Origin of the sequence: Pseudomonas sp. CFII64 (assembly GCF_000416235.1) — a bacterium.
Lineage (GTDB): Bacteria > Pseudomonadota > Gammaproteobacteria > Pseudomonadales > Pseudomonadaceae > Aquipseudomonas.
This window is the reverse complement of record NZ_ATLO01000016.1, coordinates 64878-75784: the sequence shown is the minus strand read 5'-3', so window position 1 is coordinate 75784 and position 10907 is coordinate 64878. Positions and strand designations below refer to the sequence as shown.

At 58.8% G+C, this 10907-nt stretch carries 9 protein-coding genes; 3 read left to right on the top strand and 6 right to left on the bottom strand.

Annotated elements, in window-relative coordinates:
• Nucleotides 1-120 precede the first annotated feature (120 nt).
• From mksF to mksB, 3 genes are read right to left on the bottom strand one after another with little or no spacing between them, the layout of a single operon-like run.
• A complete protein-coding gene (gene mksF, locus CFII64_RS09220) occupies nucleotides 121-2955 on the bottom strand; it encodes an Mks condensin complex protein MksF (protein WP_020290516.1) in 2835 nt (944 codons plus the stop codon).
• Nucleotides 2952-3662 carry an Mks condensin complex protein MksE gene (gene mksE / locus CFII64_RS09215; protein WP_020290515.1) on the bottom strand — a complete coding sequence of 237 codons (711 nt, stop codon included), beginning with the start codon at nucleotides 3660-3662 and terminating at the stop codon, nucleotides 2952-2954. Before mksE ends, mksF begins: the two co-directional genes overlap by 4 nt.
• Complete coding sequence (mksB, locus tag CFII64_RS09210) at nucleotides 3652-4920, bottom strand: Mks condensin complex protein MksB (RefSeq protein WP_044901267.1); 1269 nt, start codon at nucleotides 4918-4920, stop codon at nucleotides 3652-3654. The genes mksE and mksB overlap by 11 nt, the downstream gene beginning before the upstream one ends.
• Nucleotides 4921-5063: 143 nt before the next feature.
• Here mksB and CFII64_RS09205 point away from each other — a divergent pair, with 143 nt between their 5' ends.
• Together CFII64_RS09205 and rimI are read left to right on the top strand one after the other, a co-directional pair.
• Nucleotides 5064-5858 (top strand): hypothetical protein, encoded by a 795-nt coding sequence (locus CFII64_RS09205; RefSeq protein WP_044901260.1) that lies wholly within the window; start codon nucleotides 5064-5066, stop codon nucleotides 5856-5858.
• A complete protein-coding gene (gene rimI / locus CFII64_RS09200; protein ID WP_020290512.1) occupies nucleotides 5851-6303 on the top strand; it encodes a ribosomal protein S18-alanine N-acetyltransferase in 453 nt (150 codons plus the stop codon). The genes CFII64_RS09205 and rimI overlap by 8 nt, the downstream gene beginning before the upstream one ends.
• A 399-nt stretch (nucleotides 6304-6702) precedes the next feature.
• Here rimI and CFII64_RS09195 read toward each other — a convergent pair whose 3' ends face one another.
• A complete protein-coding gene (locus CFII64_RS09195) occupies nucleotides 6703-7113 on the bottom strand; it encodes a hypothetical protein (RefSeq protein ID WP_020290511.1) in 411 nt (136 codons plus the stop codon).
• 152 nt (nucleotides 7114-7265) lie between these two features.
• Between CFII64_RS09195 and can the strand changes: the two genes are divergently transcribed.
• Nucleotides 7266-7907 carry a carbonate dehydratase gene (can, locus tag CFII64_RS09190; protein ID WP_020290510.1) on the top strand — a complete coding sequence of 214 codons (642 nt, stop codon included), beginning with the start codon at nucleotides 7266-7268 and terminating at the stop codon, nucleotides 7905-7907.
• Nucleotides 7908-7958: 51 nt separating this feature from the next.
• Here can and CFII64_RS09185 read toward each other — a convergent pair whose 3' ends face one another.
• Both CFII64_RS09185 and CFII64_RS09180 read right to left on the bottom strand, forming a co-directional pair.
• Nucleotides 7959-9125, bottom strand: a complete 1167-nt coding sequence (locus CFII64_RS09185) for a hypothetical protein (RefSeq protein WP_044901266.1) — start codon at nucleotides 9123-9125, stop codon at nucleotides 7959-7961.
• A 105-nt stretch (nucleotides 9126-9230) separates the two neighbouring features.
• Nucleotides 9231-10856 carry a methyl-accepting chemotaxis protein gene (locus tag CFII64_RS09180; RefSeq protein ID WP_044901265.1) on the bottom strand — a complete coding sequence of 542 codons (1626 nt, stop codon included), beginning with the start codon at nucleotides 10854-10856 and terminating at the stop codon, nucleotides 9231-9233.
• Nucleotides 10857-10907: the final 51 nt, after the last annotated feature.

Genomic DNA, 10907 nt, shown 5'->3' with positions numbered 1-10907 from the left:
GCGTTCAGGGGTTTTGTTTGTCTGCTCGGAAGTTCGAAACCGCCGCCATACAGCCTGCATTAACGATAGCCAATAAAAAGGCCGCATTCTCATGCGGCCTTCGTTACTCGTTTGAACGCGTTATTCAGTAGCTTCCTCAACGACTTCCTCAACGACCACGGCCTTTACGTCATCACGACGCCGAATGTACTTCCAGTCAGCTTCATCGATATAGATGCCGTTAGGTCCGCTGCCGCCTTCGAGGTCGATGGCGACATGGGCCGAGACTTGAGGCTTCACGCTGGCCAGGATTGGCACAAAGCCAAGCTGCAGACTTGTTTCGAGAAGTGCCGCCTGATTCTTCTCGTCGATGTCCGCTGCTTCATCCAGGTAGTAAGGCAAGCGGATGCGTCCAGCCTGATCGCGATCCATCAAGTGCAACAACAAGTACATGTTGGTGAGGGCCTTGATGGTCATCGTGGTGCCATTGGAAGCAGCTCCGTCGATGTCGGTGTGGATGATCGGTTGACCGTTGACCTTGGTGATCTCAAACGCCAGCTCGAACAAATCCTTCAAGCCCAACTGGTTATGATTCGCCGCCACCAGGCGAGCCAGATATTCCTTGGCCTCTTCGTTCTTGTTGTCCTGCTCGGCACTTTGGCTCAAGTCGAAGACCGATAGAGTTTCGCCTTCTTCATATTGACCGGCACTGTGGATGATCTGGTCGATATGCTTGAGTGCTTCCTTGTTCGGCGCAAGCACGATGCGGAAGCTCTCAAGGTTGGAAACCTGACGCTTGTTGATCTCGCGGTTGAACAGCGCCAGTTGATGCTCAAGGCTGTCGTAGTCGCTGCGGATGTTGCGCAGGGTGCGGGCGATATCTGTCACCGCCGCACGCCGCGCCTTGCCAAGAGTGAGCGCCTCGTCGGTGCGGTGTGCGTAAGCATTGATCAGCAACTGCAAGCGACGTTCTACATCATCTTCGCTGTCGAACTTGGCCACACCTTTGAGACGAACCTGCGCGTACAGCGCTTCGATCTGGCCATCGCTGCGCAGCAAACCCTGCCAGCTATCCTGGTAGTCGTTAAGCAGCGGCAGCAGGTTCTCCAGCGAGTCGTCCACCGGATCCATGAACGGCGTACCGAACGGCAGATCGGCGGGCAGCAACTGACGACGACGCAGTGCGTCATCCAGTGTGCGTTGTTTGGATTCAAGATCACCAATCTGCCGTGCGATCAGTTGCAGCTTGGCCGACAGTTGCTGCACGCGCTCGGTGAAGGCATCGCTTGAGCGTTTCAACTCGTCCTGCGCAGCTTCCATCTGGGCCAGCTGTTCCAGTTTGTCGGACTCTTCCGCGCTCAGCGTCTGGCAGCGGCGGAAGTCTTCCAGCGCTTTCTGTGCATCCAGCACTTGCTGATACAAGGCCTCGGTTTGCGTCTTGCTGGCCGAGCGGTCAGCCGCGACGGCTTGCTGAGCCTTGAGTTGCTTGAGTTCTTTTTCCAGACGTTCTTTTTGATCGCGCAAGGCCGCGCGGTCGGCCAAGGCCTGAAGCGCCGGTGGTTCGATGTTCGACAGATTGATCGTCAGACCCGGCACCTGGAATTGGTCGCCTTTGAAGCTATCGAGGATCATCTCCAGGGATTTGACCCAGGCATCGCCGTCATCCAGCGCAATCCCTTGTTCACCCAGTGGCAAGCTGAACAGGGCGCTGTTGAACAGGCGCATCAAGCGTTCGACGTCCGGCTGGGAAAACTCTTCGCGCAATCGGGCGTAGCTGTTGTTGTCGGCATGATCGAGTTGTTGCTTCACCGACTTCAGGCGTTTTTCCAGATCCCGCAGACGTTCGTCGAGGTCTTCGGCACTGAATTGCCGGGACTGTGCCAAGGCGCCCGCCAGTTCATCGTGGGCATCTTTGGCCGCCAGCAATTGCTGCTCAAGCACTTTGGCGTTGTCGACCAGCGCAAAGCGATTCTTGAGTACGGCAAGCTCGCCGACCCAGCGCTGAATGCTGCTGATCTCGCGTTCCAGGCGCATCAGTTCCTGAGTGCCGCCACGTTGATCGTTCTGCAGTACATCCTGCTGGCCGCGATAATGTTCGGCTTGAATGACCAGCTCTTCCTTGCGGGCATCGGAGTAGTCGATCCAGGTGCCGAGCAGGGAATCGAGCAAGGGTGAAAGGCGATGCAGTTTGCCGCGCAGCAGCTCGCGTTGTTTCACGCCCGCCGCCAGCGCTTCGACCAGCGGACCGGCAAGCACCAGAGAGTTGTAGTCCTGTTCCATGCGACGTACATCGCGGAAGGCCTCTTCGCACGCGGCGATGTAATCGACACTGCCGGACCGCAGGCTGTGTTCAAAGGCATCGAGAAACAACTGCTTGAGCTTGGCAGCGGTGATTTCCCGCATGTGCAGCAAGTTGATGAACAGCGCGCGGAAGGTTTTCAGGCTCTGTTCGCTGGTGGAGCGCAGCGGGATCAACGTCAGGTCCAGCGGAATCGAGGTATGTCCGCCTACCAGCAAGCGCCGCAGCTCATCAGGCTTGAGCTCGTATGCCTTGAGGCCCTGACTTTCCAGATTGCTGAACAATTCTTTCTGCCGCAGACAGGTGTCGTTCTTCTGGTAGTGGCCCAGGTCCAGCTCGCCCGCATAAGCGAAGAACTGGTGACCGAAACCGCCGCCCGGGCCGCGTCCGACGACGCCAATCACGTGTGGGCCATGAGGCAATGACACTTCCACCAGAATGTAGCTGGTGTCCGACGCAAAGTAGAAACGGCGCGATTGCTCCAGCGTGTATTTGCCGAAGCTCATGTCTGACATGCGCGCCAGAATCGGGAATTGCAGGGCGTTGATCGAGGCACTTTTACCGAGGTTATTCGCGCCATACACCGACAGCGGGTGTTCCAGCGGAAACAGCCCGAGGCTGTAACCGGCAGTGTTCAGCAGGGCAAAGCGGCGAATGCCGTAACGTTCCTGGCTCATGGGTTCATATCCTTCTGCTCGTCAGCAATAGCCCGGGCCAGAGCCTGTTCTTCGCTTTCAGACGATTCTTCAAACTCGGCCAGATCCAGTGGGTCATCGGTCTCCAGCAGTTTTTCGTCGCTGTCGTCATCAATGAGCACGGGCGTGGGCAAGGGCAATACGCTGTGGATGCTGGCTGCCAGATCGCGATCCTGTTGCACTGACAGGCAGACATCCAGAAAGCGGTGCATGGGTGGCAGGAAGCGGTAAATGCCGTTGTCTTCACTGGCGAATCCCAGCTGAGTCATGCGGCGCATGATCTTTTCTTCCAGTTCGTCCTGGGTCTGGACTTCGGCCTGGATAAACAGGTCGCGGTATTTTTCCAGCAGCGAAGGCAGTTCATCGCGGCCCAGGCTGCCGCCATCGAGTACGGCGACCGGATCACGACCCTGATCGGCCAGATGCTCGACGAGGATGAAGGTGAACAGCGCCAGGCGTTGCGCGGTCTTGTTGACCTGCGCGGCAGCGAGGTCCGGGACGAAGTAATAGAAGCCACGGGTGTCGCATACCAGTTCGAAACCCAGGGCCTTGAACAGTGTGCGGTACTGATCCTGGGAGTTGGACAGTTGCGCATACAGCTCCGGATCGCGGCGGCTGATGTGATAGCCCTTGAACAGCTCGCGGAAGATCGGAGCCAGTTGGGACATTTCGGAGAGATCAAGATGCATTGACTGGATTCCCTGGCTGCTCATCACGGCTGGAGAGCAGGGCAAAAGAGCTCAGGCTGACCTGATGCTCCTGAGTGAAATAATCGCGTCGTTCGAGGCGTTCACGAGCGAAGCGTTTGTCCCGCGACAGACGCGAGAACCAATACAGCAATTCATCGGTAGCGCCGTCCGGTTCCTGCTCCAGCAGCCAGACCATCAGGTCCGGCAGCGGCAGGGCGTCTTCGCAACGCTCGAGCATTTCCTTGACTGTGCGCGGCGCTTGCGGCGGCTCGCCTTTGCGCTTGGCGTTGGCCTTGGGGAATTTGGCCGGCTTGGGTTCGAAGCGCGCCAGAGCGTAAACGTAGGCCTCGACCTGACTCGCGCTGCCCAGAAATGTGCTTTGCGGACGGGTGAACATCGGCATCGCAGCTTGCGGTACGGCGTCCAGGCCTTTGCGACGAATCGCCGACAGCGCCAGTGCCGCGCCGCGTGTTACGGCGTTGTGCCGACGGGCTTCTTCGCGCAGCGGCAGCAGCAGCTCCCGCGCGTGACGCAACGTCAACTGAGCGCTGGTCTGCATTTCGAGGATGCGCGCGTGGGTACGCAACAGCATGTCGTCGTCCACCAGATGGCCGAGTCTTTGCTGTTCGGTGAGCATGCGCAGCAGCACATTCTCGACCTTGCGCACGCCTTGTTCGAACGCGCCGTCGGCATTCACCAGTTGAATCATCGGTTCGATGTATTCGTCCCAGGTCGCCAGTACTTCGGCATAACGCTGTCGCAGGGGAATCTGCCGGTCGCTGGTCTTGGCCCGATCGGCAACGGCTACCAGCGCTTGTTCATCATTGGCGAGTTTCTTCAGGACGTCGCGCACGCGCATGTCCAGCAGGCGTAGCTGCCGGGCGAGGTCATCGGCGTCGCGGATATCGAATGCATCCTGAATGTAGCCTGCCAGGCGTTCGAGATGCCGCAGATAGGCTTCGATTTCCAGGCACAGGCCCAAACGGTGCTCGCGACGCAGATAAGACAGGAAGTCGTGGATCTGCGCGTTGAGTTCGAACCGATTAGGGCTTTTGGCCACGGGGACCAGGATATCCAGGCGAATCCACACATCCAGCAGATTGGTGATGTCCTGCGGCGTGCTGTCCATCTGTTGTGCGGCCAGTTGCAGGCGCAATTCGCTCAGGCTCAAGGTGCCTTGGTCGAAGTGTTCGCACAATGGCTCAAGAAGCGCCCAGTGTTCGGCAAGGGCGCGCAAGACGCGCTTAGGTTCGATCATTGGTTGGCCGGTGGTTGGCAAATAAAAGCAGCGATTGTACTGCATCGGCTGCGCAACATTTCACCTGTGGACGATCAACTGCGGCGGGAATCGGCGAAGGGCGGTAGAATCGCGTCCTTAACTTATCCACAGGTGGCTGACCTTTGCTAAACGAGTCCCGCCGCCGCGCTTATATGACCGCCATGCAGGTGGTCAATTGGCTGCCGCGCACTGAATTGCCCTTTGCTGCACCGTCACGGCCTGAGCTGCTTGAGCCGCTGCTGCCGGTCGAAGACGTGCAAATCGTCGCCATCGCGCAGACTCCCGAGCGCGCAGCGGTTGCCGAGCCGTCCGTAGCGCCGGCGCATCCCGTCGAGCGCCCGAAAATCGAAGTGCCGCGTCCGTCGCTGGCCAGCACCCGCGCGCCCGCTGCTGTAGTTGAAGCAGCGCCTGTGCCGGTCAAAGCGCCAGTTGTGCCGCCGCCGCGCTTTGCGTTGCAACTGCTGCGTGCCGGGCGTTGCCTGCTGCTGGTGGAGTTACCCACAGGCCAGGCGTTTCAGAGCCGCGATCCGTCTTATTTGTTACTCAAAGACATGCTGCGCGCCGCCGGTTTGCCGGACAGCCCGCAAATCATCGGCGAGCCGGTGCGCTGGCCGCTGCTGGTCAGGGGCAATCTGGACCAGGGCCCGGAAGCCGCGCGTGATTTTGTGCAAGGTTTCGTGTCGGCACGTCTCGAAGATGAACCCTGCGCTTGCCTGTGGTTGATTGGCCTGCCTTCGGTGCGCTTTGCCGGGGAAGCTGATGCGCAATCCTATAACAACGAACTTCAGGTCGATGGCCTGGGTTCAGCCTGGGCTTTGCCGGGTCTTGAATTACTGATGGACGAGCCTCAACGCAAGGCAGATGTCTGGCAAGCCATGCGTCGGCTGATGGCGCGCTGGAAACCGATAGATGAGTGACGCAGTGACCTTCCGCCCGATGACCGAAGCGGACATCGACGCCGTATTGAAGATTGAGTACGCCGCCTTCAGCCATCCCTGGACGCGAGGCATCTTTCTCGACGGCCTCAAGTCTTATGAAATCTGGCTGATGTTCGAAGGTGCCCAGCAAGTCGGGCATGGCGTTGTGCAAGTCATCATCGATGAAGCGCATCTGCTCAACATCACCGTCAAACCTGAAAGCCAGGGCCGAGGTCTGGGGCTGCGTTTGCTTGAGCATTTGATGTCCCGGGCTTATACGCTCAATGCCCGGGAGTGCTTTCTCGAACTGCGTGACAGCAATCGCTCGGCGTATCGTTTGTATGAGCGCTTTGGCTTCAACGAGATTGGCCGACGTCGGGATTACTACCCGGCGGTTGGCGGGCGTGAAGATGCGCTGGTGATGGCTTGCACGTTGTTTGAGTAAATCAATGTAAGTGCAATGCATACCCGGTAGAGGGAAACTCGTCCCGAAGGCGCCGGTGCAAGCGCTGAAGATCTTCATCGGCATAACCCTACGCTTCCCCGGACAAGTCCGGTCCTACCCATCCAACACAACCAGTAGGAGGGGACTTGTCCCCGAAGGCGCCGGTGCAAGCGCTGAAGATCTTCATCGGCATACCCTACGCTTCCCGGACAAATCCGGTCCTACCCATCCAACACAACCAGTAGAAGGAGACTCGTCCCCTAAGGCGCCGGTGCAAGCGCTGAAGATCTTCGTCGGCATACCCGGCGCTTTCCCGGACAAGTCCGGTCCTACCGATCCAACACCACCGGCAGGAGGGGACTCGTCCCCGAAGAGGCCGTTTCATTCACTGCGCACAGTTCACTTCTCCGGCTTGCCATCCAGCGGGTCAAGCCGACCCAGCTCTGCTTCATCCAGACCATCGCCGCCGCCGATATCGTCTTCATCGACCACGCTCAGTTCGAAGTCGGCCGGGTTGTCTTCACCGGCTTCCCTGGCCGAGCGAGCGCCGTCTTCGCGGATCAGCATTTCTGGATCCAGGTCGTCGTCGGTCGGGTGATGGTCGGGGGTCGATGCACCGGTCATGCCGGCTTCTCGCACACGTTTCTCCGGAATTTCGTGCGCCAGTTCGTCCTCGGGCATCAGATCGCCGATGCGTGCGCTCGGTTCTTCCTCGTCAAAGTCCAGTTCTTCCATTGAGCCCATACGGTCTTCGTTGTCATCGATAGGCTCGGGTTGGGTGGCATCGAACGGACGGCGTGAATCAGTCATGGCGAATCCTCGTTATTTGGGTCCTTAATAGGTGGACCGGCCACAACTCTGAAGATTCCTTTTTGTTCCGTCAGGCGAGTAGTGGCAAATAAGCGTGACCTGGGTCGTTCAGGTCCAGTCAAACGCTGGGCACATCTTCGAGGCGTACACGCATGAACGAGCTACAAGAGCTGATCGACAACAACGAACGTTGGGCTGATGCGATCACCAAGGAAGATCCTGAGTTTTTCGCCAAGCTGGCACGGCAGCAAACCCCGGAATACCTTTGGATCGGCTGCTCGGATGCACGCGTGCCGGCCAACGAAATCGTCGGCATGTTGCCGGGTGACTTGTTTGTCCACCGCAACGTAGCCAACGTCGTGCTGCACACCGACCTCAATTGCCTGTCCGTGATCCAGTACGCCGTCGACGTGCTCAAGGTCAAATACATTCTGGTCACCGGCCACTACGGCTGTGGCGGCGTGCGCGCATCGATGCAGGACCGTCAGCTGGGCCTGATCGATGGCTGGCTCCGTTCGATTCGTGATCTGTATTACGAAAACCGCGAAGCCCTGGCCAAGCTGCCGACCGAGGAAGAGCGGGTCGACCGCTTGTGCGAACTCAACGTTATTCAGCAAGTGGCGAACGTCGGTCACACCAGCATTGTGCAGAACGCCTGGCATCGCGGGCAGAGCCTGTCCATCCACGGTTGCATCTACGGCATCAAGGATGGTCGCTTCAAGAGCTTGAACGCGACCATCAGCGGTCCGGAGCAGTTGCCGCCGCAGTACCGGTTGCGACCGCAGGGGGTTTAAGGCTCGCGCGGTCGGGGTCCGTTGGAACGAGTGGTTGGCGTTCCAGCGGTGCTACAGATACGGATGACTGACCGGAGTGACCAGCGGTTTCTGCAACTGCTGCAATGAGCGTGTTACCTCGCCGGTGCTGCATTTGGCGGCGGCTTGTTCTGCGCTCAGGTCGCGTTCGGCGGTGTAAAAAAGCTCACACGTCTGCACCTTGTCGGTCACCTGCCATTTCTGCATGCACGCGTTCAACGTAATTGCCGGATCCGCTCCAGGTGTCTGCCCCATCGCCGCTTGCCAACAGGCTGCGCTCAAATCCTGCCCCATTACCGCAAGGCCTGCCGCATCGGCCTTGGCTTGATCGCCGTCATAGTTCGCCTTGTTATCCGCGTACCAGATATAGCTTGGATGATTCGAGCCCAGCACCGCGACTTGTTGTCCGGCGCTCGGACTGATAGTCGCCAGGCCCAGCACGGGCACATTGGCCCCATATTGCTGGTTGATCCATTTCCTCACAGGTGCGCCGAACGCCACCATGGGCAAGGAGTTACCTTTGGCGTTCTGACTGAGCTCCTTGACCATCGTGGTCTGGTAGCTCTGAAAATAGCTGTAAACCTCTTCCAGCGAACTGCCGGCATTGGCGGGAGCGGCAATCGGGGCGATGTCGATGATCGTCTGATACCCCGGGGTCCGGGCAGCAGGAATGCCGTTGAGCGTCAGTAGTGTGGCCCAGCGATCAGTGGTCGCAGAGACCAGATAATCCTGAGCCAGCGTCAGTGACGTGTCGGGCGGAAAGTGCAGCAATTCGACGCTCTTGCGGTTTTCCAGCGCCATGCCCAGTGGCAGGAACAGATACCAGTTGTATTGCCATTTCTGGTCGAGATTGAGCTTCTTCGCCCCGCTTATGGCCAGCTCACCCGCGTCGAGCAGTGCTGTCAACGGTGTGCCATAACCGTCAGGCACGCCGCTGATATCAGCGTAGAGCACGTCGTTGTCACTTTTCACGCTGACGCCACCGGTATAACCGTCGCGCTGGACGCTCTGGGTCAGGTAGTGCTCCGCCGTCTGTTCCAGCGTCCAGTCACGGAAGCAGATCACGCTGCAATTGTTAGGGTAAGCGAAGAGTTGAGAAACCCGTTCCCGACTGCCCAGCTTGATGCGTACGTCAGCCTGGGCGACGGTACTTATCGTGAGTGCGGCGAGGGTTGCAGTCCATACGGCGGCTTTGTGCATGCTCGGATCCTTGATGGCAATGTGTCCCGCGACGGGGGCTGTTTCAATAATGAAACACATTGCCATCATCAAGGAATGGGACCGCTGGAATTAATTCGCTCGTCGTCAGAGAACAAACCGCTGAACCATCGCTTTCAGATCCGTGGCCAGCATCGACAAGGCATTGCTGGCCATGGTGGTTTGCTGAGCGCCGGAAGCGGATTGGCTGGACAGATCGCGAATGCTGCTCAGGTTGCGATCGACTTCGCCAGCCACTTGGGCCTGCTGCTCGGCGGCACTGGCGATCAACAGGTTGCGGTCATTGATCGTCGAGGTCGAACTGATGATGATTGTTAATGCCTCGCCCGTGGCGGCGGCCTGTTCAAGCGTCAGATTTGCCTGGTTGGCCGTCAGGCGCAGTGCGCTGGCGGTTTCCTGAGTGCTCTGCTGGACACCGGTGATCAACCCTTCAATTTCGGTGGTGGAAGCACTGGTGCGCTGCGCCAGTGAGCGAACCTCATCGGCAACCACGGCAAACCCGCGCCCGGCTTCCCCGGCCCGCGCCGCTTCAATCGCTGCGTTGAGTGCCAACAGGTTGGTCTGATTGGCGATGGCGCGAATCACGTCGAGAATCTTGCTGATGCTCAGCGTGCGTTCGGCCAAACCTTCGGCCTGATGCGACGTTTCCAGCACATTACCCGTCAGTTGCTTGATCGAAACGATGGTGTCCGAAAGCCGCAGCTGGCCTTTGGCGGCCGCATCGCTGGAGGCCAGGCTTTCCGTCGCGGTATTGCTGGCATTGCCTGCCACTTCCACAGCCGCCTGACTCATCTGATTGACGGCAACCGCCGCTTGCTCGATTTCCGAGTTCTGCAGCCGCAGGTTTTCTGCGCTGGCTTCGGAGATGGTGCTCATTTCCTGTACCGACTGGGAAAGCTGGGTTGCCGCCGCGTAAATCTGTTCGATAGTGCCATGCAGGTTGCCGCGCATTTGGCCGAGCATGCTCAGCAACTGTGCGGTTTCGTCCCTGCCTTCGGGGATGGTTTGCGGGCTCAGATCGCCACTGGCGATAGTGCTGGCGATCTGCAGCGCCTGACGCACCGGACGAATGATGCTGACGCTCAAGCGCCAGGCCAGCAGCAGGGTCAGCGCCAGGGCAATGCCGATGGCGCTCAGGGCAATAATCCGGGTTTGCGCAAAACTGTTTCTGGCCTTTTCCACGGCGGCGGCAGCGCTTTGCTTGTTGAGCTCGCGCAGCAATTGCACCTGCATGTCCATCAGGTCGCCCTGCAAAGACAGCATGGTGTTGGCCAGCATGCGAGCGTCGTCGAGCTTGCGCTGCTCGATCAGGGCTATTTCGTCATAAAGGCCAGGAATGAAGGCTTTGTAGGCGTCTTGCAGGGCGACCAACGAGTCGCGCTCAGTGGTGTCTTTGACATGATCGAGGTATTCGCCAAAGCCTTTTTCGACTTCGTTCTTGAGCTGTTCGACGTTGATCTTGCTGCTCACCACCGCGCCCGGATCATCGGCGTTGGCGATCAGACGTGAGGTTTCACCGCGCAGTTTGACCAGATTGATGGCGATGGCGTCGGCCATGGCGATGCTGGGCAGCGAGCCGCTTTCCACCGCTTCGCCCTGATTGCGGATCGCCTGCATTTGCAGCAGACAAAACACCCCGAGCGCGACCATCAACAGCGCCGTAATGCTGAAACACAGCACCAGGCGCTGGGTGATTTTGAAGCGGCGCAAGATGGACTTCGATGACTGCTGACGCGAAATACGGGGCAATAACTTTTTCACGGA